This is a genomic window from Citrobacter sp. R56 (assembly GCF_016811995.1).
GTDB classification, from domain to species: domain Bacteria; phylum Pseudomonadota; class Gammaproteobacteria; order Enterobacterales; family Enterobacteriaceae; genus Citrobacter_D; species Citrobacter_D enshiensis.
In genome coordinates this window covers 1,115,295-1,140,208 of record NZ_CP069159.1, presented here as the reverse complement: position 1 = coordinate 1,140,208, position 24,914 = coordinate 1,115,295, and the positions used below count along the sequence as shown (strand labels likewise).

General features: G+C 45.9%; 22 protein-coding genes, 1 other RNA gene and 1 pseudogene. 15 read left to right on the top strand and 9 right to left on the bottom strand.

All coding sequences use genetic code 11. The annotated features are described in order from the left end of the window. Positions 1 to 61: 61 nt before the first annotated feature. Positions 62 to 280, top strand: a complete 219-nt coding sequence (locus JM656_RS05430; protein WP_097408476.1) for a DNA-binding transcriptional regulator — start codon at positions 62 to 64, stop codon at positions 278 to 280. A gap of 162 nt (positions 281 to 442) precedes the next feature. Here JM656_RS05430 and rplS read toward each other — a convergent pair whose 3' ends face one another. The 5 genes from rplS to ffh form a co-directional block, all read right to left on the bottom strand. Further along, complete coding sequence (gene rplS / locus JM656_RS05425; RefSeq protein ID WP_203360309.1) at positions 443 to 790, bottom strand: 50S ribosomal protein L19; 348 nt, start codon at positions 788 to 790, stop codon at positions 443 to 445. Positions 791 to 834: 44 nt separating this feature from the next. Beyond that, positions 835 to 1,602, bottom strand: a complete 768-nt coding sequence (gene trmD / locus JM656_RS05420; RefSeq protein ID WP_192613132.1) for a tRNA (guanosine(37)-N1)-methyltransferase TrmD — start codon at positions 1,600 to 1,602, stop codon at positions 835 to 837. A gap of 30 nt (positions 1,603 to 1,632) precedes the next feature. Next, complete coding sequence (gene rimM / locus JM656_RS05415) at positions 1,633 to 2,181, bottom strand: ribosome maturation factor RimM (protein ID WP_203361224.1); 549 nt, start codon at positions 2,179 to 2,181, stop codon at positions 1,633 to 1,635. A gap of 18 nt (positions 2,182 to 2,199) precedes the next feature. Next, positions 2,200 to 2,448, bottom strand: a complete 249-nt coding sequence (rpsP, locus tag JM656_RS05410) for a 30S ribosomal protein S16 (RefSeq protein ID WP_162382693.1) — start codon at positions 2,446 to 2,448, stop codon at positions 2,200 to 2,202. A gap of 254 nt (positions 2,449 to 2,702) precedes the next feature. Next, entirely contained in the window at positions 2,703 to 4,064 is a 1,362-nt protein-coding gene (gene ffh, locus JM656_RS05405; RefSeq protein WP_203360308.1) for a signal recognition particle protein, read from the bottom strand. A 165-nt stretch (positions 4,065 to 4,229) separates the two neighbouring features. Between ffh and JM656_RS05400 the strand changes: the two genes are divergently transcribed. Continuing rightward, the gene (locus JM656_RS05400; protein WP_203360307.1) at positions 4,230 to 5,021 is read left to right on the top strand and encodes an inner membrane protein YpjD; all 792 of its coding nucleotides are present in this window, start codon (positions 4,230 to 4,232) and stop codon (positions 5,019 to 5,021) included. A gap of 19 nt (positions 5,022 to 5,040) precedes the next feature. After that, positions 5,041 to 6,327, top strand: a complete 1,287-nt coding sequence (locus JM656_RS05395; protein WP_192614393.1) for an HlyC/CorC family transporter — start codon at positions 5,041 to 5,043, stop codon at positions 6,325 to 6,327. 59 nt (positions 6,328 to 6,386) lie between these two features. Here the strand turns inward: JM656_RS05395 and grpE are convergent, their stop codons facing one another. After that, the gene (gene grpE / locus JM656_RS05390) at positions 6,387 to 6,980 is read right to left on the bottom strand and encodes a nucleotide exchange factor GrpE (protein WP_203360306.1); all 594 of its coding nucleotides are present in this window, start codon (positions 6,978 to 6,980) and stop codon (positions 6,387 to 6,389) included. A gap of 122 nt (positions 6,981 to 7,102) precedes the next feature. On the opposite strand from grpE, the gene nadK reads away from it, so the two are divergent. The 3 genes from nadK to bamE all read left to right on the top strand — a co-directional run bounded on the left by nadK (position 7,103) and on the right by bamE (position 10,222). After that, positions 7,103 to 7,981, top strand: a complete 879-nt coding sequence (gene nadK, locus JM656_RS05385; RefSeq protein ID WP_203360305.1) for an NAD(+) kinase — start codon at positions 7,103 to 7,105, stop codon at positions 7,979 to 7,981. Between the two features lie 85 nt (positions 7,982 to 8,066). After that, complete coding sequence (gene recN / locus JM656_RS05380) at positions 8,067 to 9,728, top strand: DNA repair protein RecN (protein WP_203360304.1); 1,662 nt, start codon at positions 8,067 to 8,069, stop codon at positions 9,726 to 9,728. A 149-nt stretch (positions 9,729 to 9,877) separates the two neighbouring features. After that, entirely contained in the window at positions 9,878 to 10,222 is a 345-nt protein-coding gene (gene bamE, locus JM656_RS05375) for an outer membrane protein assembly factor BamE (protein WP_192613139.1), read from the top strand. Between the two features lie 63 nt (positions 10,223 to 10,285). On the opposite strand, the gene JM656_RS05370 is transcribed toward bamE, so the two are convergent. Then, positions 10,286 to 10,576 carry an RnfH family protein gene (locus JM656_RS05370; protein WP_203360303.1) on the bottom strand — a complete coding sequence of 97 codons (291 nt, stop codon included), beginning with the start codon at positions 10,574 to 10,576 and terminating at the stop codon, positions 10,286 to 10,288. After that, positions 10,566 to 11,003 (bottom strand): type II toxin-antitoxin system toxin RatA, encoded by a 438-nt coding sequence (gene ratA / locus JM656_RS05365; protein WP_203360302.1) that lies wholly within the window; start codon positions 11,001 to 11,003, stop codon positions 10,566 to 10,568. Before ratA ends, JM656_RS05370 begins: the two co-directional genes overlap by 11 nt. A gap of 170 nt (positions 11,004 to 11,173) precedes the next feature. Here ratA and smpB point away from each other — a divergent pair, with 170 nt between their 5' ends. The 6 genes from smpB to JM656_RS05335 all read left to right on the top strand — a co-directional run bounded on the left by smpB (position 11,174) and on the right by JM656_RS05335 (position 17,280). Continuing rightward, a complete protein-coding gene (gene smpB, locus JM656_RS05360) occupies positions 11,174 to 11,656 on the top strand; it encodes an SsrA-binding protein SmpB (RefSeq protein WP_192613142.1) in 483 nt (160 codons plus the stop codon). A gap of 246 nt (positions 11,657 to 11,902) precedes the next feature. Next, positions 11,903 to 12,266, top strand: a transfer-messenger RNA (tmRNA) gene (gene ssrA / locus JM656_RS05355). Between the two features lie 166 nt (positions 12,267 to 12,432). After that, positions 12,433 to 13,662: an integrase domain-containing protein gene (locus JM656_RS05350; protein WP_001062342.1), complete on the top strand. Its 1,230-nt coding sequence runs from the start codon at positions 12,433 to 12,435 to the stop codon at positions 13,660 to 13,662. Between the two features lie 282 nt (positions 13,663 to 13,944). Continuing rightward, complete coding sequence (locus JM656_RS05345; protein WP_000135613.1) at positions 13,945 to 15,501, top strand: recombinase family protein; 1,557 nt, start codon at positions 13,945 to 13,947, stop codon at positions 15,499 to 15,501. Then, positions 15,491 to 16,387 (top strand): ParB/RepB/Spo0J family partition protein, encoded by an 897-nt coding sequence (locus tag JM656_RS05340; RefSeq protein ID WP_000936465.1) that lies wholly within the window; start codon positions 15,491 to 15,493, stop codon positions 16,385 to 16,387. The genes JM656_RS05345 and JM656_RS05340 overlap by 11 nt, the downstream gene beginning before the upstream one ends. Next, positions 16,384 to 17,280 (top strand): plasmid partitioning protein RepB C-terminal domain-containing protein, encoded by an 897-nt coding sequence (locus tag JM656_RS05335; protein WP_000614783.1) that lies wholly within the window; start codon positions 16,384 to 16,386, stop codon positions 17,278 to 17,280. Before JM656_RS05340 ends, JM656_RS05335 begins: the two co-directional genes overlap by 4 nt. Before the next feature lie 1,115 nt (positions 17,281 to 18,395). Here the strand turns inward: JM656_RS05335 and JM656_RS05330 are convergent. After that, positions 18,396 to 18,665 (bottom strand): annotated as a pseudogene (locus tag JM656_RS05330) (integrase core domain-containing protein); the annotation flags it as partial. A 211-nt stretch (positions 18,666 to 18,876) separates the two neighbouring features. Here JM656_RS05330 and JM656_RS05325 point away from each other — a divergent pair. Genes JM656_RS05325 through JM656_RS05315 form a run of 3 tightly spaced genes read left to right on the top strand, consistent with a single transcriptional unit; the run spans position 18,877 to position 24,912 of the window. Next, positions 18,877 to 20,424: a class I SAM-dependent DNA methyltransferase gene (locus tag JM656_RS05325; RefSeq protein ID WP_000101606.1), complete on the top strand. Its 1,548-nt coding sequence runs from the start codon at positions 18,877 to 18,879 to the stop codon at positions 20,422 to 20,424. Then, on the top strand, positions 20,421 to 21,614 hold the full coding sequence (locus JM656_RS05320) for a restriction endonuclease subunit S (protein ID WP_001356249.1): 1,194 nt from the start codon (positions 20,421 to 20,423) through the stop codon (positions 21,612 to 21,614). The genes JM656_RS05325 and JM656_RS05320 overlap by 4 nt, the downstream gene beginning before the upstream one ends. Positions 21,615 to 21,672: 58 nt before the next feature. Then, positions 21,673 to 24,912, top strand: a complete 3,240-nt coding sequence (locus JM656_RS05315) for a type I restriction endonuclease subunit R (protein ID WP_001096907.1) — start codon at positions 21,673 to 21,675, stop codon at positions 24,910 to 24,912. Positions 24,913 to 24,914 lie beyond the last annotated feature (2 nt).

Genomic DNA, 24,914 nt, shown 5'->3' with positions numbered 1-24,914 from the left:
CTTGCAAATGTAAGTTGCGGGTTTATTATCCCCACAAGTCAGCAAAAGAGGGGGAAAGATTATGATGCATTGTCCGTTATGCCAGGATGCAGCCCATGCACGGTCAAGCCGGTACTTAAGCTCTGAAACAAAAGAACGTTACCATCAATGCCAAAACATCAACTGTGGATGCACTTTTGTAACTCATGAGACCCTAGCCCGCTTCATCGTTAAACCAGGTGAAATCGAACCGGCTCCACCCCACCCCACCAGGTATCAGCAACATCAACTCTGGCTCTAAAACCTGCTTCGGCAGGTTTTTTATTATCTGCTATCCGTGGCCACTGATGGACACACAACGATTCTGAGTGGACATTCCGTGGACATAAAGACAAAAAAAGGGGTTAGCATATCGCTAACCCCTTGTTTTCTAACACGCTTTGGATGCAGCGTGAAAGCGTTCTTAGTTAAGACGCTCTTTGATACGAGCAGACTTACCAGTACGCTCACGCAGGTAGTACAGTTTAGCTTGACGAACAGCACCACGACGTTTGACAGAGATGCTGTCAACTACCGGAGAGTGAGTCTGGAAGACACGCTCAACGCCTTCGCCGTTGGAAATTTTACGAACAGTGAATGCAGAGTGCAGACCGCGGTTACGAATAGCGATAACCACGCCCTCAAATGCCTGCAGACGTTTTTTGGAACCTTCAACAACCCATACTTTCACTTCCACGGTATCACCCGGACGGAAGGAAGGTACGTCCTGCTTCATCTGCTCTTGTTCAAGTTGCTTAATAATGTTGCTCATAATTTAATCTCTTATCCTGGGTAAACTGATATATCGGGAGCGTGTTACGCATGCCCATCATGTTTATGTTGCTGTTGTGCGTGTTCCGTTTTGAACTCCGCCAGCAACCTTGCTTGCTCTTCAGTCAGAGCCAGGTTTTCCAGAAGTTCAGGTCTTCTAAGCCAGGTACGGCCCAGCGACTGCTTCAAACGCCAGCGACGTATCTCAGCATGGTTCCCCGACAGTAACACCGCCGGTACTTCCATCGTCTCTAACACTTCAGGTCGGGTATAGTGTGGACAGTCCAGCAATCCATCGGCAAAAGAATCTTCCGTTGCCGAAGCTTCATGACCCAGTACCCCCGGAATGAACCGGGAAACGGAGTCGATCAGCGTCATTGCTGGTAACTCACCACCACTGAGAACGTAATCGCCGATTGACCATTCTTCGTCAATTTCGGTTTGGATCACGCGCTCATCTATGCCTTCGTAGCGACCACACACCAGAATCAGCTTTTGATTCGTTGCCAGTTCGCTAACGCCCGCTTGATCAAGCTTGCGTCCCTGAGGTGACAGATAAATCACCTTTGCGCCTTCACCCGCCGCGCTTTTTGCTGCATGAATAGCATCCCGCAAGGGTTGCACCATCATTAACATCCCCGGTCCGCCGCCGTAAGGACGATCGTCCACGGTACGGTGCCGGTCATGCGTGAAGTCCCGAGGACTCCAGCTCTGGATGCTCAGCAGGCCATTTTTTACTGCCCGGCCAGTTACCCCGTAATCGGTAATTGCGCGGAACATTTCAGGAAACAGGCTAATTATGCCAATCCACATAGCGCCGTCTTTTACCGTTTATCCGGTGGTTTAAAAACCAGGATCCCAATCTACTTCGATAGTACGAGTAGTGAGATCGACTTTCTTGATAACCTGCCCATCGAGGAACGGTACGAGACGTTCCTTGATACCAAACGCATCTTTCAGGTTTGCCTTAATGACGATGACGTCATTTGATCCGGTTTCCATCATGTCGACGATTTTACCGAGATCGTAGCCTTCAGTGGTCACTACCTGGCAGCCCATCAGGTCTTTCCAGTAGTAGGTTCCCTCTTCAAGCGCAGGCAACTGCGAAGAATCCACGACAATTTCGCAATTGGTCAGCAGATTCGCAGTATCACGATCGTCAACGCCTTTCAGCTTGATGATCAGATCCTGATTGTGGTGCTTCCAGCTTTCCAGCTGTACTTGCTGCCACTGACCCGCCTTCTGGATAAACCAGGGCTGATAGTCAAAAATGCTTTCGGCGTCTTCAGTGGAAGAAAACACTCTGAGCCAACCACGAATACCGTAAGAAGAACCCATTTTCCCCAGAACTATGGGTTCAACAGGGACTTGTGCGGCGAGTTGCTTGCTCATCATGACCACCGTGACAGATTAAGCTGCTTTGTTTGCTTCTTTGATCAGCGTAGCTACGCGATCAGAAATAGTCGCGCCCTGGCCAACCCAGTGAGCGATGCGATCCAGATCCAGGCGAGTGCCTTCTTCTTTTTCGCTAGCGATTGGGTTAAAGAAGCCAACGCGCTCGATGAAGCGACCGTTACGTGCATTACGGCTGTCAGTAACAACAACCTGGTAGAACGGACGCTTTTTAGCGCCGTGACGAGCTAAACGAATAGTTACCATAACATCCTCTTGTGTGAATAGAACACCCGGGCCCCATCGAGGGACGGGGCCCGGGTGTCATATTAAAAGCCCGAAAATTTTACTCATTTCTGGGGAAATTGCAATCAGCAGTTAATCACTCTGCTATAAAAGGCCGTCGGCGATGCCGACAGTTCGGTGCCGGCGTGCGCGCAGCCACCGGAGCGTACACACAGTACGTGAGGATGGCGAGCACACCCCGGTGCCGAAATGGCAAATAAGCCAGGCCTGTAAGATTAGCGGCCAGGGAACCCGGGGGGCATCATCCCTTTCATACCCCGCATCATTTTCGCCATACCGCCTTTCTTCATTTTCTTCATCATGCGCTGCATGTCGTCGAACTGTTTCAGAAGACGGTTAACATCCTGTACCTGCATACCGCAACCGGCTGCGATACGACGTTTACGGGAACCTTTAATGATTTCCGGCTTGGCGCGCTCTTTCAGGGTCATCGAGTTGATGATGGCTTCCATACGCACCAGCACTTTGTCATCCATCTGCGATTTGACGTTGTCAGGAATCTGTCCCATGCCCGGCAGCTTGCCCATCAGGCTCGCCATTCCGCCCATGTTTTTCATCTGACGCAGTTGGTCAAGGAAGTCGTTCAGATCGAAGCCGTCGCCTTTTTTCAGCTTGCTGGCCAGTTTCTCAGCCTGCGCGCGGTCAACTTTGCTTTCGATATCTTCGATCAGCGACAGCACATCGCCCATGCCGAGAATTCGGGAAGCGATACGGTCCGGATGGAACGGCTCCAGCGCTTCAGTTTTCTCGCCGACGCCGAGGAACTTAACGGGCTTACCGGTAATGTGGCGAATAGAGAGCGCCGCACCGCCGCGGGCGTCACCGTCCACTTTCGTCAGTATCACACCGGTTAACGGCAGCGCTTCATTAAACGCTTTCGCCGTATTGGCGGCATCCTGACCGGTCATGGCGTCAACCACAAACAGGGTCTCAACCGGATTAATCGCGGCGTGAACCTGTTTGATTTCGTCCATCATCGCTTCATCGACGTGCAGACGACCGGCGGTATCCACCAGCAGCACGTCGTAGAATTTCAGCTTCGCTTCTTTCAGCGCCGCATTAACGATATCAACCGGCTTCTGACCCACGTCAGATGGAAAGAAATCGACGCCAACTTGCTCAGCTAACGTTTCCAGCTGTTTGATCGCCGCCGGGCGATAGACGTCGGCAGAGACAACCAGCACTTTCTTCTTGTGCTTCTCGCGCAGGAATTTACCCAGCTTACCGACGCTGGTCGTTTTACCCGCCCCCTGCAAACCCGCCATCAGCACGACAGCCGGCGGCTGTGCAGCCAGATTCAACGTCTGGTTTTCTTCGCCCATTGCCGCAACCAGTTCGTTACGGACAATCTTGACGAACTCCTGCCCTGGCGTCAGGCTCTTGTTAACTTCATGACCAACCGCTTTCTCTTTTACGCGATTGATAAACTCACGCACTACCGGCAGCGCAACGTCAGCCTCCAGCAGCGCCATGCGCACTTCGCGCAGCGTCTCTTTAACGTTGTCTTCAGTAAGGCGTCCACGGCCACTGATATTGCGCAGTGTGCGCGACAAACGATCGGTTAAATTATCAAACATTGTCTCTCGCCTGGGGTGGAAACGGTTGGTCGCTAGCGCGACACATCTACAGAATTTTGCCGCAGTATAACATGAAGCCGTCTTTGTTGTTATGCAACGGTTGGAGCAGCGGTCACGTAACGCTATACTGCTTCTCTTCCTACTGGCCAACTGTCGACACTTAATATGCCCGTTTTTGCCCTGCTCGCCCTTGTCGCCTATTCCATCAGCCTCGCGCTGATCGTTCCTGGTCTGCTGCAAAAAAACAGCGGCTGGCGGCGTATGGCCATCCTCTCCGCAGTCATAGCGCTGGTGTGTCACGCGTTCGCGCTGGAAGCCCGCATTCTGCCGGGCGACGGCAGCGGACAAAACCTGAGCCTGTTAAACGTTGGCTCGCTGGTCAGCCTGATGATTTGCACCGTGATGACCATTGTTGCCTCACGCAATCGCGGCTGGCTCTTGTTACCTATTGTCTACGCATTCGCGCTGATCAATCTGGCCTTCGCCACGTTCATGCCGAATGAGTACATTACTCACCTCGAAGCCACGCCAGGCATGATGATACACATCGGACTGTCGCTGTTCTCTTACGCAACGCTCATTATTGCTGCGCTGTACGCCTTACAACTGGCGTGGATCGACTACCAACTGAAGAACAAAAAACTGGCCTTCAGTAATGAAATGCCGCCGCTGATGAGCATTGAGCGCAAAATGTTTCACATCACGCAGATTGGCGTCGTACTGCTGACGCTGACCCTTTGTACCGGTCTGTTTTACATGCATAACCTGTTCAGCATGGAAAATATCGACAAGGCCGTGCTCTCCATCGTGGCATGGTTTGTCTATATTGTCCTGTTGTGGGGGCATTACCATGAAGGCTGGCGCGGACGCCGTGTCGTCTGGTTTAACGTTGCTGGCGCGGGCATTCTGACAATGGCCTATTTTGGCAGTCGTGTATTGCAGCAGTTTGTAAGCTAAACCCTCTAAGGAGTTTCCCCTGGAACATATTTCCACCACCACGCTGATCGTCACGCTGATCATCATGGTGGTTATTTCAGCCTATTTTTCCGGCTCCGAAACCGGAATGATGACGCTGAACCGCTACCGCCTTCGTCATCTGGCGAAACAAGGCAACCGCCCTGCAAAACGCGTGGAAAAATTGCTGCGCAAGCCGGACCGTTTGATCAGTCTGGTGCTGATCGGCAATAACCTGGTGAATATTCTGGCGTCGGCGCTCGGCACGATTGTCGGTATGCGACTGTACGGTGATGCTGGCGTAGCGATCGCCACCGGCGTGCTCACTTTTGTGGTGCTGGTGTTCGCGGAAGTCTTACCAAAAACCATCGCCGCGCTGTACCCGGAAAAGGTCGCTTACCCAAGCAGCTTCCTGCTTGCACCATTGCAGATACTGATGATGCCGCTGGTCTGGCTGCTCAATACCATTACCCGTCTGCTGATGCGAATGATGGGCATCAAAACGGATATCGTTATAAGTAGTTCGCTGAGTAAAGATGAGCTGCGGACCCTCGTGAACGAATCGCGCTCGCAAATTTCCCGTCGCAATCAGGATATGCTGCTGTCGGTGCTGGACCTGGAAAAGGTCAGCGTTGACGACATTATGGTTCCGCGCAACGAGATTATCGGGATCGACATCAACGACGACTGGAAGTCGATTGTGCGCCAGCTTTCGCACTCGCCGCACGGACGCATCGTGCTCTATCGCGAGTCACTGGATGATGCCATAAGCATGCTGCGGGTTCGTGAAGCCTGGCGACTAATGTCGGAAAAGAAAGAGTTCACCAAAGAGACGATGCTGCGCGCCGCCGATGAAATTTACTACGTCCCGGAAGGAACACCGCTCAGTACGCAGCTGGTCAAATTTCAGCGTAATAAAAAGAAAGTCGGTCTGGTGGTCAACGAATACGGCGATATTCAGGGGCTGGTGACGGTTGAAGACATTCTGGAAGAGATTGTTGGTGACTTCACGACCTCCATGTCCCCCACCCTGGCAGAAGAAGTGACGCCTCAAAATGACGGTTCGGTAATCATTGACGGTAGCGCCAACGTTCGTGAAATCAACAAGGCGTTTAACTGGCATCTCCCCGAAGACGATGCCCGGACGGTAAACGGCATTATCCTGGAAGCACTGGAAGAGATCCCGATAGCGGGTACCCGCGTACGTATCGGCCAGTACGATATCGATATTCTCGACGTGCAGGACAATATGATTAAACAGGTGCAGGTGTTGCCGGTAAAACCGCTGCGGGAAAGTGTGGCGGAATAAGGTCAGGAATTGTAGGCCGGGTAAGGCGTCAGCCGCTACCCGGCACTATGAGAGGCAGATTAGCCCTTCGCTTTCGCCACGGTGACCATGGCTGCACGAATGGTACGGCCGTTCAGCGTATACCCTTTTTGCATCACACCCAGTACATTGCCTGGCGTAACATCTTCAGATTCCACCATAGCAATCGCCTGATGCACGTTCGGATCTAACGGCACGTTGACGTCTGCAATCACTTCAACACCAAATTTACGCACAACATCCAGCATGGATTTCAGCGTCAATTCAATACCTTCCACCATAGATGCCATGTCAGGGTTGGCTTTATCGGCCACTTCCAGCGCACGATCCAGGCTATCCACTACCGGCAGCAGCTCATTGACGAATTTTTCCAGCGCAAATTTGTGCGCTTTTTCTACGTCCAGCTCAGTACGGCGGCGCAGGTTTTCCATTTCCGCTTTGATACGCAACACGCTGTCACGTTCACGCGTCTGGGATTCAGCAAGCTGAGCTTCCAGATTCGCAATTTTTTCATCGCGCGGATCCACCTGCTCAGCAGAAGCGTCTGGTTCAACCGCCTCAACTTCTTCGTGCTGATCCATGATAATTTCTTCCGGGGCTTGCCCCTCAGGCGTTTTCTGTTCTTTACTACTCATGAATTTCTCCGCGTTTTTTTCGCATTCATCTCGCTAACTTCGCTTATTATGGGGATCAGATTCAGGGATTCAAGGGAAGCACTCACATTGTCATCAATCTTCGCTACAAGGACCTCGAGAAAATGAATAATCATTTCAAGTGTATTGGCATTGTGGGACATCCACGTCACCCCACGGCACTGACCACACATGAAATGCTCTACCGTTGGCTATGCACCAAAGGTTATGAGGTTATCGTGGAGCAGCAAATCGCCCATGAATTACAGCTCAACAATGTGCAAACCGGCACGCTTGCGGAGATTGGTCAACAGGCTGACCTCGCGGTGGTGGTCGGCGGCGACGGCAACATGCTCGGTGCGGCACGCACCCTCGCGCGCTATGACATCAAAGTCATCGGCATCAACCGCGGCAACCTCGGATTCCTGACCGACCTTGACCCTGACAATGCCCTGCAGCAGTTAGCCGATGTGCTGGAAGGCCACTACATCAGTGAAAAACGCTTCCTGCTTGAAGCCCAGGTGTGCCAGCAAAACTGCCAGAAACGCATCAGTACCGCCATCAACGAAGTGGTTCTGCACCCAGGCAAAGTGGCGCACATGATCGAGTTCGAAGTTTATATTGACGAAATTTTTGCGTTTTCTCAGCGTTCCGATGGATTGATTATCTCCACCCCTACGGGTTCCACGGCCTATTCGCTCTCCGCTGGCGGCCCCATTCTGACCCCCTCGCTGGACGCGATCACCCTGGTGCCGATGTTCCCGCATACGCTCTCGGCTCGCCCGCTGGTGATCAACAGCAGCAGTACGATACGCCTGCGTTTTTCGCATCGCCGAAACGATCTTGAGATCAGCTGCGACAGCCAGATTGCACTTCCTATACAGGAAGGAGAAGATGTCCTGATTCGCCGCTGTGATTATCACTTGAATCTGATTCACCCTAAAGATTACAGCTATTTCAATACATTAAGCGCCAAACTGGGCTGGTCAAAAAAATTATTCTAATTTAGCGCCAGGCTCTTTACTGTATAAAAAACCAGTTTATACTGTACGTAATTACAGTTATGGTTTTTCATACAGGAAAACAGCTATGTTGGCACAACTGACCATCAGCAATTTTGCTATCGTTCGTGAACTCGAGATCGATTTTCAGAGCGGAATGACCGTCATCACCGGTGAAACCGGGGCGGGTAAATCCATTGCAATTGATGCGCTCGGCTTGTGCCTGGGCGGACGGGCCGATGCCGACATGGTGCGCGTTGGCGCCTCGCGCGCCGATTTGTGCGCCCGTTTTTCTCTGAAAGATACCCCGGCCGCGCTACGCTGGCTCGAGGAAAATCAGCTTGAAGAAGGCCGCGAGTGTTTGCTACGCCGCGTAATCAGTAGCGATGGTCGCTCACGCGGCTTCATCAACGGTACCGCCGTTCCCCTGTCGCAACTGCGCGAACTTGGCCAGTTGCTCATTCAAATTCATGGTCAACATGCGCATCAGCTCCTGACCAGGTCTGAGCATCAAAAAAATCTGCTTGATGGCTACGCGAATGAATCCACGCTGATTCAGGAAATGGCTACACGTTATCAATTGTGGCATCAAAGCTGCCGCGATCTGGCACATCACCAGCAACAAAGCCAGGAACGCGCCGCCCGGGCCGAATTACTGCAATACCAGCTAAAAGAGCTGAACGAATTCAATCCACAGCCCGGTGAATTTGAACAAATAGACGAAGAGTACAAGCGTCTGGCCAACAGTGGGCAACTGCTCACGACCAGCCAGAATGCGCTGGCAATCATGGCAGATGGCGAAGACGTTAATTTGCAAAGTCAGCTGTATACGGCAAAACAGCTGGTCAGTGAACTGGCAGGCATCGACGGTAAACTTTCTGGCATTCTCGACATGCTGGAAGAAGCCACAATTCAGCTTAGCGAAGCCAGCGATGAACTGCGCCACTACTGTGACCGTCTGGATTTAGATCCCAATCGCCTGTTCGAACTGGAGCAGCGGATTTCAAAGCAAATCTCGCTGGCCCGTAAACATCACGTTAGTCCGGAAGCATTGCCGCAATTTTATCAGTCTCTGCTGGAAGAACAGCAGCAGCTTGACGACCAGGCTGACTCTCTGGAAACCCTGACACTGGCAGTAAATAAGCACCATCTTCAGGCGCTGGAAACAGCGAAAACGCTGCACGGTCAGCGTCAGCTGTATGCGCAGGAATTGGGGCAACTCATTACCGAAAGCATGCATCTCCTTTCCATGCCGCATGGGATTTTTGCCATCGACGTGAAGTTTGACGAGCACCATTTAAGTGTGGACGGTGCTGACCGTGTTGAATTTAAGGTCACCACAAACCCGGGGCAACCTATGCAGCCGATCGCTAAAGTGGCCTCTGGTGGCGAACTGTCACGTATTGCGCTGGCTATTCAGGTGATCACGGCACGTAAGATGGAAACCCCAGCGCTCATCTTTGATGAAGTGGATGTGGGTATCAGTGGTCCAACCGCTGCGGTCGTCGGTAAACTGCTGCGTCAGCTTGGTGAGTCTACTCAGGTGATGTGCGTCACCCACTTGCCGCAGGTGGCGGGATGTGGTCATCAACACTTCTTCGTCAGCAAAGAAACCGACGGCGCAATGACCGAGACGCACATGCAACCACTGGACAAACGTGCACGTCTGCAGGAGTTAGCACGTTTACTCGGCGGTAGCGAAGTGACGCGCAATACCCTCGCAAACGCGAAAGAACTGCTGGCGGCGTAAACTTTTTTTCACCTTCAGGGTCAGAGTACACAACGAAATCGCCGTAAGAGCCGACACCAAAAGGTTTTAAAGTGGTGAAAGGTCTATTATCATCGGCATATTACATATGAGCCGCGTACTGCTCGGGCCCGAAAAGGAATCAAATCACTATGCGCTGTAAAACGCTGACTGCTGCCGCAGCAGTACTACTGATGTTGACTGCAGGCTGTTCCACTCTGGAGCGAGTGGTTTACCGTCCTGATATCAACCAGGGGAACTATCTGACACCTAACGATGTATCCAAAGTGCGTGTCGGCATGACGCAACAACAAGTTGCTTATGCTCTGGGTACTCCAATGATGTCCGATCCGTTTGGCACAAACACATGGTTTTATGTGTTCCGTCAGCAACCAGGGCACGAAGGTGTGACGCAACAAACACTGACGCTGACCTTTAACAGCAACGGCGTGTTAACTAACATCGACAACAAGCCAGCACTGACCAGCAATAAATAAGCTCGCAAATATCAAAAAAGGTGCTCAATGAGCACCTTTTTTATTGTGGCTGTCATCTCACAGCTACTTATTGCCTGACTTTTCTGCGCGCTGTCGCCGCAACTCTTTCGGGTCAGCAATTAATGGCCGATAAATCTCAACCCGATCACCATCATGAACCGCATCGGCAAGTTTTACCGGGCGACTATAGATACCAACTTTGTTCTTCGTGAGATCGATATCGGTGCGTAATTCCAGCAGCCCGGAAGCACGGATAGCCTCTTCAACCGTCGCGCCTTCTGCCAGCGTCACACGCTGCAGATACTGTTTCTCAGGCAAGGCATAGGCGACCTCCACGACAATTTTAGCCGGCACTGTAAACCTCTTTAGCGCGAACGGTGAAAGCCTGCACCATGTTGGAGGCCAGCTCCTTGAAGACACGCCCAAACGCCAGCTCAATAAGCTTATTGGTAAACTCAAAATCGAGCTGAAATTCAATGCGACACGCTTCATGACTCAACGGTGTAAACTTCCAGCCGCCAATCAGTTTTTTAAACGGCCCATCGACCAGATGCATCAGGATGCTCTGATTATCCGTCAGTTGATTACGCGTGGTGAACGTTTTGCTGATCCCCGCTTTCGAGACATCCACCGCCGCAGTCATCTGCCCTGGCATCGACTCCAGAACACGACTGCCAATGCAGCCCGGTAAAAACTGGGGGTAGGACTGAACATCATTCACTAACTGATACATCTGCTCCGCACTGTAAGGTACTAAAGCTGTCCGGCTTATCTGAGGCATAGTTATTTCCATCAACATAAATCGAACAAATAATACCATTTATCATCTGGTAAAAAAAACGCTATACCTCCGGTCAGGTGCTTGCGGGTTCATGCTAAGATAATGCCTTCCCCCCGCAGGATGATAATGGGGTGTTTTTCGATTCCAGATTACCTATACTGAGCGGCATTATGACGAAGAAAAAAGCACACAAACCTGGCTCAGCCACCATCGCGCTTAACAAACGCGCCCGACACGAATACTTTATCGAAGAAGAGTTCGAAGCTGGACTTGCCCTGCAAGGTTGGGAAGTCAAATCCCTGCGCGCGGGCAAAGCCAACATTGGCGACAGCTATGTGATCCTGAGAGACGGCGAAGCATACCTGTTTGGCGCCAACTTCACGCCTATGGCAGTAGCCTCTACGCACGTCGTGTGCGATCCGACCCGTACCCGTAAACTGCTGCTTAATCAGCGTGAGTTAGACTCTCTCTATGGCCGCGTGAACCGGGAAGGCCACACCGTTGTGGCGCTCTCCTTGTACTGGAAGAACGCCTGGTGCAAAGTGAAAATTGGCGTCGCGAAAGGTAAAAAACAGCACGACAAACGTTCGGATGTGAAAGAGCGTGAATGGCAGTTGGATAAAGCTCGTATCATGAAAAATGCGGGACGATAACCGCCAGCCAAACTTTGTGGCCAGTTTCCTTATTGCAACTGGCCACTCCTCAATGCTCATCTCCAGGTAGTGTCCCTCCAAATTAATCAGGAATCATGACCTGCGTTGATCGTCAGGTAGAAAACCGTCGCTGACTCTCTAAATAAACCGCATAACCGCATGAAAGAAGCGCTATATGAGCGCAAAGCGACCAGATACAGGCTGGTATTGGGCTTCACTAATCTGTTATACTTAATTTAACACATTGGGGCTGATTCTGGATTCGACGGGATTCGCGAAACCCAAGGTGCATGCCGAGGGGCGGTTTGCCTCGTAAAAAGCCGCAAAAAAATAGTCGCAAACGACGAAAACTACGCTTTAGCAGCTTAATAACCTGCTCTGAGCCCTCTCTCCCTAGCTTCCGCTCTTAAGACGGGGATCAAAGAGAGGTCAAACCCAAAAGAGATCGCGTGGAAGCCCTGCCTGGGGTTGAAGCGTTAAAACTAATCAGGCTAGTCTGGTAGTGGCGTGTCTGTCCGCAGGTGCCAGGCGAATGTAAAGACTGACTAAGCATGTAGTACCGAGGATGTAGGAATTTCGGACGCGGGTTCAACTCCCGCCAGCTCCACCAAATATTGATGTACTGAAGTTCAGTAAAGTCTACTAAGCCCGCACAGCACAAGCTCTGCGGGCTTTTTTACGTCTATTGTAGTCTAGTGAGAATTGCTGAGAACTACGAGTTATGGCACCCTGAATGGGACCCACGAAGATGGGTCCTAAAATCGAGGGTCCCAAACATGGCCAAAATCGCTAAGAAGCTCACTGACACTGAAATCAAAAGCACCAAACCTGCCGAAAAAGAGGTTAACCTTTTTGACGGCGATGGTTTGCTGTTGCGAATCGCTCCCCTGGCGAAGGGAGGGAAGAAAAATTGGTATTTCAGATATGCAGTGCCTGTGACCAAAAAGCGAACTAAGGTGAGCTTAGGAACCTATCCTCACCTTACACTTGCGAAGGCACGAGCTTTACGTGATGAATACTTGTCGTTGCTTACAAATGGTATAGACCCCCAAGTTCATAACAACCAAAAAGCCAATGCACTGAAAGATGCCACGGAACATACATTTCAAGCAGTAGCCAAGAAGTGGCTTGATGAGAAAGTCAAAACGTCAGGCATCTCCCAAGATCATGCTAACGACATCTGGCGAAGCCTAGAGAGAAATATCTTTTCCACATTGGGTGATACCCCAATTAAGGAGATTCGCCCTAAAATGCTTAAACAGCATTTAGAACCCATAGAAAAACGAGGTGTCCTTGAAACACTTCGCCGCATCATATCCCGCCTGAATGAAATTTTCCGCTATGCAGCAACAGAAGAACTCATAGAATTCAACCCGGCAGACAACCTGGGGCAACGGTTCAGCAAGCCAAAAAAACAGAATATGCCAGCATTACCCCCTTCCGAACTCCCTCGCTTCTTGGTTGCTCTAAACAATGCTTCTATCCGTTTGGAAACAAGGCTACTGATTGAGTGGCAACTTCTCACATGGGTTCGCCCAGGTGAAGCTGTTCGCACAAGATGGTCAGATATTGATATTGAAACTGGCATGTGGAACATCCCGGCGGAGTTTATGAAAATGAAGAAGCCTCACAAAGTTCCACTGAGCAAAGAAGCTTTGCGAGTTTTGGATTTAATGAAAGTCATCAGCGGGCATAGAGAGTGGGTGTTCCCCAGTATCAAAGCTCCACTCAATCACATGCATGAACAAACAGCTAATGCGGCCATAATCCGTATGGGTTTCGGAGGTGAGCTTGTAGCTCACGGTATGCGATCCATTGCTAGAACGGCTGCTGAGGAGTCTGGCAAGTTTAGGACTGATGTCTTAGAAGCCGCCCTTGCCCACTCGAAGAAAGATGAAATAATTGCAGCCTACAATCGTGCAGAGTATCTCACTGAACGGGTGGTTCTCATGCAATGGTGGAGTGACTATGTTTCGTCTCAAAAATGCAAAGTTATTGCCGCATAACTCTCCCATGATGGATTAACTATCTTGATTTAGTTAAAGAATTAATAATCACACCATTAACCTATGTGGACTAAGCATAGCCATTTACAAATGGGGACATTGAGTCCACATAACGAAAGCTGTCGGTCATATCAGCTAAATAATTCACATCTCTTCTCGATTATCATACACCTCGAAGATCTACCAAATTCGCTCTAATCAATGATAAAACAGTTGAATTCGGTTGAAATTTGATCAATTTTATCCACTACATTGTATTGAATCATCCATGAGGTTTCGTGCATGGCTAGCGAAAATGACAAAAATCATAGAGTTAGGGTCGCGCAGTACTTGAGGATGTCTACCGACCATCAGCAATATTCTTTACATAATCAGTCCGAATATATCAAAGATTATGCTGAAAAGAACAATATGGAAATCGCTTATACCTACGATGATGCAGGTAAGAGCGGAGTCAGTATCGTAGGCAGGCATTCTTTGCAGCAGTTACTTAGCGATGTAGAACAAAAGAAAATAGATATACAGGCTGTATTATTTTATGATGTGAGCCGTTTTGGTCGTTTTCAAAATAGTGATGAAGCGGCATATTATTCCTTTCTATTTGAGAGAAATGGTGTAGATCTTATATATTGTTCCGAACCTATACCCACTAAAGATTTCCCTTTAGAGTCCTCTGTTATACTGAATATAAAAAGATCTAGTGCTGCATATCACAGCAGGAATCTATCTGATAAGGTATTTATAGGGCAAGTAAATTTAATAAAGCTTGGTTATCATCAAGGCGGTATGGCTGGTTATGGGCTGAGACGTCTTTTAGTAGACGAAAATGGCATAGCTAAAGAAATATTGAGTTTCCGCAAAAGAAAGAGTATTCAAACAGATAGGGTAATATTAATTCCGGGACCAAAAAATGAAATAAAAATTGTAAATAGAATATATGATCTCTTTATAGATAATAACGTCCCAGAATTCATTATTGCTGAGAGATTAAATGAACAGAACATACCTGCAGAAAATGGAACATTATGGACTCGTGCAAAAATACATCAAATTTTGACAAATGAAAAATATATTGGAAACAACATATATAACAAAACCTCATCTAAATTAAAAAGTAGGCTTGTAAAAAACCCCAAACATGAATGGGTTAGATGTGACAAGGCATATAAACCTATTATTTCAAAGAAAAAATACAATAAAGCTCAAGAAATAATTCAGCTCCGATCCATTCATTTGACTAATGAAGATCTATTAGAAAAACTAAAACAAAAATTAGAATCTAATGGAAAACTATCAGGCTTTATCATTGATGAAGATGATACAGGCCCTTCATCTTCTGTTTATAGAACCCGATTTGGTGGTCTTTTAAGAGCATATACTTTGATTGGTTATAAGCCAGAACATGATTACAGCTATCTCAAAATAAATGAAGCACTAAGATCATTTTACTCAGAGATAATTGAGGATTTTAAGGGTGAAATTTTAAAAAGTAACTGTCATATAGACGAGTATAAATATGCCCCAATGCTTTACATCAATGATGAGTTTTTAATTTCCGTCCTTGTTACTAAATGCATACATATGAAATCAGGTAAACTTAGATGGAAAGTCCGGTTTGATAACTCACAGAAAGCAGACATAACAATTGTTATACGAATGAATTCACAAAATATTTCACCTCTTGATTTTTATATCATACCAAAGATTGAAAACGAATATAATAAAATGTGCATGACGGAAACAAACAACATTCGATTAGATCTCTATAGATTTGATAATCTTGATAAACTTCTACAAATTATTACTCGCATGAAAGTGAGGGAACTATATGCTGCCTGAAAAAAATGAATTCCCAATAATTCAAATTGAGATTGCAAAAATAAAATTTCTTAACCCACGAACAAGAAATAAGGTAGTGCATGAAGAAATAAAGGAAAGCATAAAAAAAAGAGGATTAAGCAAGCCAATAAGCGTAAGAGCTATTGATGAAGGCGATTTCAAATATGCTTTAATTTGTGGTCAAGGGAGAATAGAGGCTCTCGTTGCATTAGGTGAAACTATTATTCCAGCAATTATAAGAGATGTATCAGAAGAAGATGCTTACGTTATGAGTTTAGTTGAAAACATTGCAAGGAGAAGACCACGTTCTAATGAGTTATTACAGGTGATTAAAGACATGAAAATCAGAGGACTTTCAGACTCCGAAATAAGTGAGATTACTGGATATTCATCGAACTGGGTGAGCAGTATTAATATGCTACTTGATAAGGGAGAGCATAAACTTCTCTCAGCAGTCGAACGGGGTAATTTGCCTCTGTATCTCGCAGTGCAATTTGCAAGATGTGAAACTGAGGAAGCACAAGATATTCTTACCGAAGCATATGATAAAAAATTAATAAAAAGTCGGGACATTATAAAGATAAAACACATTCTAAATCAAAGAACAGTTGGGAATAAAGGTGCAAAAGCAGCCGGATTTTATTATCACAAACCATCAAAAAGGATGACTGCAGAGGAGTTGATTGAGCTTTATGAAAATAGTATCGCTGAACATAAATCTGTTTATAACAACTCAAAATTCATAAAAACCAACCTACTAATAGTAAATGAGATTTTTAACATCATAATGATGAATAAAAGCTTTCAACATATACTTGAACAAGAGAATCTTTCAGAACTACCATCTCAGATATTAACCCCAGTAAACAAAGAGGTATTAAAATGATTCAGATACGTTTTGGCGATAATTTTATTTACCTGGAAACTAATAAGTTAATTCCATCTAAGGAATTATTAGAAAACGTAAAGCGAAGCCATAAATATCATCAAATAGTTACCTCTATCGAAAGCTTAGGTATTATTGAACCAATAATAGTATTCTATGACAAAGATAAAGATGTCACTAAGATACTTGATGGCCATTTAAGGGTTGAGGCTTTAAAAGACTTAGGTATAGAAAAAGCTCCATGTATACTTTCGAGCATAGATGATGCTTTCACTCCTAACAAACAAGTGAATCATATAAATGTAGTTGAAGAACATAGAATGATAATTAAGTCTCTGGCAAAAGTATCAATTGAAAAACTTAGTGCTGCTTTGGGCATATCTGTTGATGCCATAAAAGATAAAGCGAATGTGATGAACGGCATAGATCCAAGTGTAATTGCGAAACTTTCTGATAAACCTATACCTAAGGCTACATTTGACGTTTTGAGGAAAATGAAGCCAATTCGCCAAATTGAAGCAGTCGGTACAATGATTAATTTTGATAATTATAGTAAAAAATTTGCAATGAGCATCTTGGATGCAACACCGGCATCGATGATAGTAAATAAAGGGAAAAACACTCCCTATAAAAAGGACATAAAAAAAACCATACTTCGTCTGGAACAAGAAATGGCAACAACTTCGGAAGAAACGAAAAAGCTTCAAACCGAGTATGGTTCAGATATGTTGAAATTCGTTATAATCCAGTCATATATTAATAAATTACTTGGCAATTCTAAAGTTCTTCATTGGTTCTTAGAAAACGAGGTTGATTATCTTAATGAGTTAAAAAGAATTTCTAGAATAAATTCTTTGGATGATAAGACTCTTACTGAAAACAGCAAGTCATAGTCATGGTTTTATATAGCCTAAATAAACCAAGAAGTATACTTACACAACGACCTTCACGCCGAAGAAGCTGTCAGATACGCCAGCAACCAAAGCATTACGTTTAAGTGTCAGTCATTGATACGAAGGGATAACTGCGTATCAGCAGCCGGACATTGAGTCGAATAAAGGCTGGTAGAGAGGGACAGTTCTGTGTCACCGGGAGATTCGTCAGAAACATCAGCGGCAGAACAGATGAACCAGCAATTGGTAGTGCACAGAAAACTCTCCAGTATTTAATTATTCAACTTAACACTAAAAAAAATCACATAGTTAATATCATAATTTTTCTTTGGTCTACGTATGCGAGAGATATTGTGGCTTTAACCGGGTATTAGGAGTCGTTTCAGATAAAAGATGTTCTTCGATTCGACTGGACTTGGTAATAGCAATAAGTAATCGTTAATATTGAAGGACGAAAGGCTACTTCAAAACAAAGTAACCTTTCCAATATTCCCATCTATGGGACAAGTGGTACATTAACTGCACATAGTGCAGGATACATATGACATAAAACTTTTTATTTATGGCATACATTATAAATAACTTGTATTTTATGAATGTCAATAGGTTCTTGTTTAATACTTTTAAAATTATTAATTGATTGTTTTTATTATAGCTTCGCTTGTACAAGCGAAGATCCTATTGTTCTTGAATGAATAATGCCAATTATAAGAGAAGCAAGGGCTAACTCTGCGAAGCCGCTGCGCTTGCTTCTTCGAGTTCCCCTTGCTTTTCTGCCCTTCGGTTATAAAAGAAGCCAAACTGCTACCAACCTTGAATCTCTATATTTTTGAATAGACAAACATTACCCGCTCCCTTAATCACCACTATCAAAAATAAAAAATCATCTTACAAATAACCCCATACACATCATTTTAGATTGCGACCTTATTAAATTAAAAATTCAACCTTAGATGGAATTTAATGTACAAGGAATGTCCTACTGTAACGGAGAATTTTAAACATTAAAAATTACAACTATGGTTTGTCATAGCCTGTACATCTATTCACCTCATGCATATGCACTAAGAAAGCTTTTTTGAATACTGGAGTTGTCCCTGCTAAAACGGACACGGCTAATTAACTGCTAATATGGCATCACGATATTCGCGTGGCGATTTCATGTTCAACCCCTTGTGTGGATGCAGATTATTATAATCCTCTATCTATTCTGCCATTGTTTCCATCATTTAGACTGCATCCAGCAGATCATCTACGTACACATAATCCCGCTTGAACGTCTTTACAAACGATTCTGCCATGCCGTTACTTCCCGGACTGCGTACTGGTGTAGTACACACGATGAACCACAGTGAACTAGCGAATGTGCGCGTGGCATCGGCTGTGCAGCAATTATGCCAATGACACTGGCTCCATTGACGGCAATGACCTGACATCTACAATCCCGCTACAAAGCATTTACTCCATGAGTCATTGCACTTGCTGAGCTACACGAACACACTAAAACCAGATAATAATTAATCGCTGTATAAGCTCGTAACAAGCGGAACTTTAAGGCAAAATAGGGCCATCTTCCCCCTTCATAAGGTTACGCTAATGGCCAGAAAACCTAAAGAAATCAAAACAGACCCGTTAGAGGTCATCCTGTGGAAAGCGGCAGACAAACTGCGTAAAAACATTGATGCAGCCGAGTACAAGCACGTCGTACTAGGCCTCATTTTCCTTAAGTACATTTCTGATTCTTTTGAATCTCATTATGAGTTGCTGAAAGCCGGTAAAGGCGAGTTCGCAGGTGCTGATCCGGAAGACAAAGACGAGTACACCGCTTACAACGTTTTCTTTGTCCCTGAGCTTGCACGTTGGAACTATCTGATTTCTAAGGCCAAGCTTCCTGAAATCGGTAAGATGGTTGATGATGCGATGGAGCTTATCGAAGCGGGCAATCCACAGTTAAAAGGTGTGTTGCCGAAAGTCTATGCCCGACAAAACCTCGACGCCACTGTTCTGGGTGAGCTGATAGATCTGATTGGCAACATTGCACTAGGAGATGCCAAAGCACGCTCTGCTGACGTTTTAGGTCACGTATTCGAATACTTCCTAGGTGAATTTGCACTGGCAGAAGGCAAACAAGGCGGCCAGTTCTATACGCCAAAATCTATTGTAAGCCTGCTGGTTAACATGCTGGAACCCTATAAAGGCCGTGTCTTTGATCCCTGCTGTGGTTCTGGTGGTATGTTCGTTCAGTCAGAAAAATTTGTAGAAGCACATCAGGGAAATATTGACGATATTTCGATCTATGGGCAGGAGTCCAACCAGACCACTTGGCGTCTGGCAAAAATGAACCTGGCAATTCGTGGGATTAATTCTGAACACGTTCGCTGGAATAATGAAGGTTCATTTCTTAACGATGCTCACAAAGATTTGAAATCTGATTTTATCATAGCTAACCCACCGTTTAACGTTTCCGACTGGTCTGGTGAGCAGCTTCGTGGTGATGCCCGCTGGCAATATGGCATTCCACCTGCTGGCAACGCTAACTTTGCATGGATGCAACATTTTTTGTATCACTTGTCTCCTAAAGGGCAAGCGGGTGTTGTTCTGGCAAAAGGGGCATTAACTTCTAAAAGCTCTGGTGAAGGTGATATTCGTGCTGCACTGGTAAAAGATGCCAATGTGATTGACTGTATCGTCAACTTACCGGCAAAGCTGTTCCTGAATACTCAGATCCCTGCTGCATTATGGTTTATGCGCCGTGACCGTCATAACAGCAACCAGTATCGTGATCGTAGTAAAGAAATTCTGTTTATTGATGCCCGTAATCTCGGTCATTTAATTAATCGTCGTACCAAAGTACTTTCTGACGACGATATAAAAACCATCGCTGATACCTATCATAACTGGCGTAACAAAGGTGGCGACTACGAAGACGTCGCTGGTTTCTGTGCGTCAGTAGACATTGCTGAAGTTGCTAAACTCGATTATGTGCTGACACCTGGCCGTTATGTTGGTCTTGCTGATGAAGAAGACGATTTCGACTTTAAAGAACGCTTTACGGCTCTTAAAGCTGAGTTTGAAGCGCAACTGGAAGAAGAGGCGCGTCTGAACAGAGCCATCGTTGATAATCTGGCGAAGGTGGTTTTATGAGTAGGTGGAGAAATTTTTGTATAACTGAATTAGCAGATTTTTGCAACGCACAAAGAATTCCTTTGAGTGCTATGGAACGAGCCCATAAGAAAGGAAATTTTCCATATTATGGAGCGTCAGGAATTGTCGATTATATCGACAATTATATTTTTGATGGCAGCTACATCCTTATTTCTGAAGATGGAGAAAACTTAAAGTCCAGAAAAACACCTATAGCATTTGAAGCTACTGGAAAATTTTGGGTTAATAATCACGCTCATGTCCTTAAAGCTAAAAAGCCCCATTTAACGGCATTGATAATCCAATATTTTTCACAACTTGATCTATCTCCTTATTTAACAGGTGCTGCTCAACCAAAATTAAATAAAGCATCGCTAAATTTGATTCCTCTTTACTTACCAATTGATGAATCTGAACAAAAAGCCATCGCCTCTATTTTGTCCTCTCTTAAAGACAAAATAGACCTGCTTCATCGCCAGAATAAAACTCTGGAATCCATGGCAGAAACCCTATTTAGACAGTGGTTTATTGAAGAGACGCATGCGGATTGGGAAATAACGACTCTTGATTGTCATATTACAGTAGCTAAGGGATTAAGCTACAAGGGAGCCGGCCTTACCACGTCAGATAACGGCATTCCACTTTTTAGTTTGAACTCAGTACTTGAGGGCGGTGGTTATAAGAGTGCAGGTATAAAATACTACAATGGTGATTTTAAAGAAAGGCATATTATAAAGCCTGGGGATATCATTGTAGCCAATACAGAACAGGGCCATGAATATCGACTCATAGGGTATCCTGCTATAATTCCAAAAACAGAAAGCGAATTATCCATATATACGCATCATTTATTTAAAATCAGCATCAATGACGATAGTTACTTAACCAATGCTTTTCTGTACTATTTACTTTGCTCCAAAGATATGCATGAGCAAGTTGTTGCTGCAACTAACGGTTCAACTGTAAATCAGCTGTCGGCTGACGGATTACAACGCCCAGAATTCAAACTCCCCCCGGAGTGTATGGTGAAAGAATTCACTACACAGATTGATTTCTTCTGGAAAAAAATAAGTATTAACAACTCACAAATTAAAAACATAGAATCTCTGCGCGACACTCTCCTTCCCAAACTGATGAGCGGCGAAGTACGGGTTCAGTATGCGGAAGAAGCAATCGCATCAGTAGCATAAAATAATTATGCGGGTGTACAGCCCGCTCTCTGGTTAAGCGGCAATAAGGACAGTACGCATGGCAAAGATGACCGAATCCGATATTGAAGTAATGGCAATTGAGCACCTGCAAGGGCTGGGCTATGAGTATGTTTACGGCCCGGACATTGAACCCAGTGGAATCAATCCGTTACGTAGCTATCAGCAGGTTATCCTTGAAGATAAAGTGCGTACAGCATTGCAACGAATTAACCCGCACCTTAGTGAGCAGAAGTGTGAAGAAGCTCTAAAACAGGTGATGCAGATCAGCTCACCTGACCTAATGGCAAACAATCTAACCTTTCATCGCCTTTTGACCGAAGGAATCAATATCGAAGTCAGCAAGGATGGTAATACACAAGGAGAACTGGCCAGCCTGATCGACTTTAACGATCCCACTAATAATGCATTTCTGGTCATTAATCAGCTCACCATCAAAGAAGGCAACCATACCCGCCGACCTGATCTTATTTTATTCATCAATGGCCTGCCATTAGTCGTTATCGAACTTAAAAATGCCGCTGACGAAAATGCAACGGTAACAGGTGCCTATAATCAGATTAAAACCTATCAGAACCAAATCCCCGGTCTGTTTAACTACAATGCTTTTAATGTGATATCTGACGGGCTGGAAGCCAAAGCGGGGACGGTTTCTGCCGATTTCAGTCGTTATATGACGTGGAAAACTGCTAACGGTAAAACGCAAGCCACCAGTACCCAACCACAGCTTGAAGTTTTATTACAGGGGTTGCTTAATCCTGTAACGCTGCTGGATATAATCCGCCACTTTATCGTGTTTGAGGCCAGCAAACATGAAGACAGCAAAGGGATTATCAGTATCCGTACTGTTAAAAAAATGGCGGCTTATCACCAGTACTACGCGGTCAATGCAGCAGTTCTTTCCACTATTCGTGCCTCAGCGGTGAATGCGGACTCCCCCTCTGCCGAAGTGGCACTGCGCCAGCAGGGACGTAACAGTAAAGATCTTGTTAATGCGCAAAAAACCGGAGATCGCAAAGCGGGCGTAGTCTGGCATACTCAGGGTTCCGGTAAATCGCTTTCGATGGTGTTTTATACCGGGAAAATTGTGCTGGCGCTGGATAATCCGACAGTTGTTGTGATTACTGACCGTAACGACTTAGATGATCAGCTATTCGGTACGTTCTCTTCCGCGACCCAGCTACTTCGTCAGACACCAAAACAGGCCAACAACCGGGAAGAACTCAAAGAATATTTGCGTGTCGCCTCTGGCGGTGTGGTGTTTACTACTATTCAAAAATTCCAGCCTGATGATGGCAGCAATATCTATGAGTTGTTGTCAGACAGAACCAATATTGTCGTTATCGCTGATGAAGCACACCGTTCCCAGTACGGTTTCAGCGCCAAAGAAGTTGACGTGAAAGACAGCGAAGGCAACGTAACAGGTAAACGCACCGTTTACGGCTTTGCCAAATATATGCGTGATGCCTTACCTAATGCGACCTATCTCGGCTTTACCGGAACCCCCATAGAAAAAACGGACGTCAACACGCCTGCTGTTTTTGGTAACTATGTTGATATCTACGATATCTCGCAGGCCGTTGAAGATGGTGCAACAGTTCGTATCTTTTATGAAAGCCGTCTTGCCAAAATTGCCATCAGTGATGAAGGTCGTCAGCTTATTGAAGACTTTGATGATGAGTTTAACGAGGACGAACTGACGCTCACGCAAAAAGAACGTTCTAAATGGGCCAGAATCGAAGGTTTGATTGGCAGTTCAAAACGTATTAAAGCGATTGCGGCGGATATGGTTCTGCACTTTGAGCAGCGCTTAAAATCCAATGCCGATCATGGTAAGGGCATGATTGTTACCATGTCCCGCCGTATTGCTGCTGAACTATATAAAGAAATCATAGCCTTAAAACCTGAATGGCACAGCGATGATTTAAATGACGGTATAATAAAAGTCGTCATGACCTCTTCTGCTGCTGACGGGCCAGAAATTGCCAAACACCACACCACAAAAAAAGAACGTCAGGTTCTGGCTAACCGTATGAAGGATGACGACGACAAGCTGAAACTGGTGATAGTGCGTGATATGTGGTTAACCGGCTTCGACGCTCCCAGCATGCATACGCTGTATATCGACAAACCAATGAAAGGCCACAACCTTATGCAGGCAATTGCCCGTGTGAACCGTGTGTATAAAGATAAGATAGGCGGTCTGGTTGTTGACTATCTGGGCATTGCCTCTGATTTAAAAGAAGCCCTCTCCTTTTACTCTGATGCAGGTGGACGTGGAGATCCTGCTGAGGTTCAGGAAGAAGCCGTAACGCTCATGCAGGAAAAGCTGGAAATCCTGGAAGGCATGATGCATGGATACGATTACAAAGCTTACTTTGCCGCAACTACCTCACAACGCCTGACAATTATTCTTGAATCAGAAAACCATATTTTAGGGCTGGATAACGGTAAAGGTAAAATGCGTTTCCTCGCTGCGGTTGCAGCCTTATCGCAGGCATTTGCATTGGCGACACCGCACGATAAAGCAATGGAAGCGGCACCCGAAGTAGCATTCTTCCAGGCAGTAAAAGCCAGACTGAATAAATTTACTGAAAACTCAGACGGATCAGAAGAAGAACACAATGACAGTCTCGAAGTTCGGGTAAAACAGACTATCGATCAGGCTCTGGTTACCGATAAAGTTGTTGATATTTTTGACGCTGCTGGGATACAAAAACCTGATATTTCCGTTCTTTCTGAAGAATTCCTTCAGGAAATGAAGGATTACCAACACAGAAATATTGCTTTGGAAACGCTTAAAAAACTGCTTTCTGACGAGATCAAGGTTCGCTCGAATCAAAGTATCACCCAAGGCAAAAAACTGATTGATATGCTGACCTCTGCAATCAATGGCTACCAGAACAAGGTACTGACCGCAGCGGAGGTAATTGATGAGCTAATCAAGCTTGCCAAGACTATCCAGGAATCTGACAGCCTTGCCAGCCAGTTAAACCTCAGCGCTTATGAATATGCCTTCTATTCTGCTGTTGCAGATAACGACAGTGCTCGCGAGTTAATGGAAAAGGAAAAACTACGAGAACTGGCAGTCGTACTTACGGAGGCTATCCGCAACAATGTCAGTCTTGACTGGACAGTGAAAGAAGCAGCAAGAGCAAAAATTCGCGTGGTGGTAAAACGTCTGCTCAAAAAATATGGTTATCCGCCTGATATGTCATTGCTCGCCACAGAGACTGTTTTGAAGCAGGCTGAACTTTTAGCTGGAGAATTAGGAAAATGATT

What these genes read in the sequence shown, in the direction of transcription:
- JM656_RS05320 (WP_001356249.1), top strand. Translation starts at nt 20,421, where the DNA reads ATGAGTAGGTGGAGAAATTTTTGTATAACTGAATTAGCAGATTTTTGC.
- nadK (WP_203360305.1), top strand. Translation starts at nt 7,103, where the DNA reads ATGAATAATCATTTCAAGTGTATTGGCATTGTGGGACATCCACGTCAC.
- JM656_RS05335 (WP_000614783.1), top strand. Translation starts at nt 16,384, where the DNA reads ATGATTCAGATACGTTTTGGCGATAATTTTATTTACCTGGAAACTAAT.
- JM656_RS05350 (WP_001062342.1), top strand. Translation starts at nt 12,433, where the DNA reads ATGGCCAAAATCGCTAAGAAGCTCACTGACACTGAAATCAAAAGCACC.
- grpE (WP_203360306.1), bottom strand. Translation starts at nt 6,980, where the DNA reads ATGAGTAGTAAAGAACAGAAAACGCCTGAGGGGCAAGCCCCGGAAGAA.
- JM656_RS05315 (WP_001096907.1), top strand. Translation starts at nt 21,673, where the DNA reads ATGGCAAAGATGACCGAATCCGATATTGAAGTAATGGCAATTGAGCAC.
- smpB (WP_192613142.1), top strand. Translation starts at nt 11,174, where the DNA reads ATGACGAAGAAAAAAGCACACAAACCTGGCTCAGCCACCATCGCGCTT.
- recN (WP_203360304.1), top strand. Translation starts at nt 8,067, where the DNA reads ATGTTGGCACAACTGACCATCAGCAATTTTGCTATCGTTCGTGAACTC.
- rimM (WP_203361224.1), bottom strand. Translation starts at nt 2,181, where the DNA reads ATGAGCAAGCAACTCGCCGCACAAGTCCCTGTTGAACCCATAGTTCTG.
- JM656_RS05340 (WP_000936465.1), top strand. Translation starts at nt 15,491, where the DNA reads ATGCTGCCTGAAAAAAATGAATTCCCAATAATTCAAATTGAGATTGCA.
- JM656_RS05400 (WP_203360307.1), top strand. Translation starts at nt 4,230, where the DNA reads ATGCCCGTTTTTGCCCTGCTCGCCCTTGTCGCCTATTCCATCAGCCTC.
- JM656_RS05430 (WP_097408476.1), top strand. Translation starts at nt 62, where the DNA reads ATGATGCATTGTCCGTTATGCCAGGATGCAGCCCATGCACGGTCAAGC.
- ratA (WP_203360302.1), bottom strand. Translation starts at nt 11,003, where the DNA reads ATGCCTCAGATAAGCCGGACAGCTTTAGTACCTTACAGTGCGGAGCAG.
- JM656_RS05325 (WP_000101606.1), top strand. Translation starts at nt 18,877, where the DNA reads ATGGCCAGAAAACCTAAAGAAATCAAAACAGACCCGTTAGAGGTCATC.
- JM656_RS05345 (WP_000135613.1), top strand. Translation starts at nt 13,945, where the DNA reads ATGGCTAGCGAAAATGACAAAAATCATAGAGTTAGGGTCGCGCAGTAC.
- ffh (WP_203360308.1), bottom strand. Translation starts at nt 4,064, where the DNA reads ATGTTTGATAATTTAACCGATCGTTTGTCGCGCACACTGCGCAATATC.
- trmD (WP_192613132.1), bottom strand. Translation starts at nt 1,602, where the DNA reads ATGTGGATTGGCATAATTAGCCTGTTTCCTGAAATGTTCCGCGCAATT.
- rplS (WP_203360309.1), bottom strand. Translation starts at nt 790, where the DNA reads ATGAGCAACATTATTAAGCAACTTGAACAAGAGCAGATGAAGCAGGAC.
- rpsP (WP_162382693.1), bottom strand. Translation starts at nt 2,448, where the DNA reads ATGGTAACTATTCGTTTAGCTCGTCACGGCGCTAAAAAGCGTCCGTTC.
- bamE (WP_192613139.1), top strand. Translation starts at nt 9,878, where the DNA reads ATGCGCTGTAAAACGCTGACTGCTGCCGCAGCAGTACTACTGATGTTG.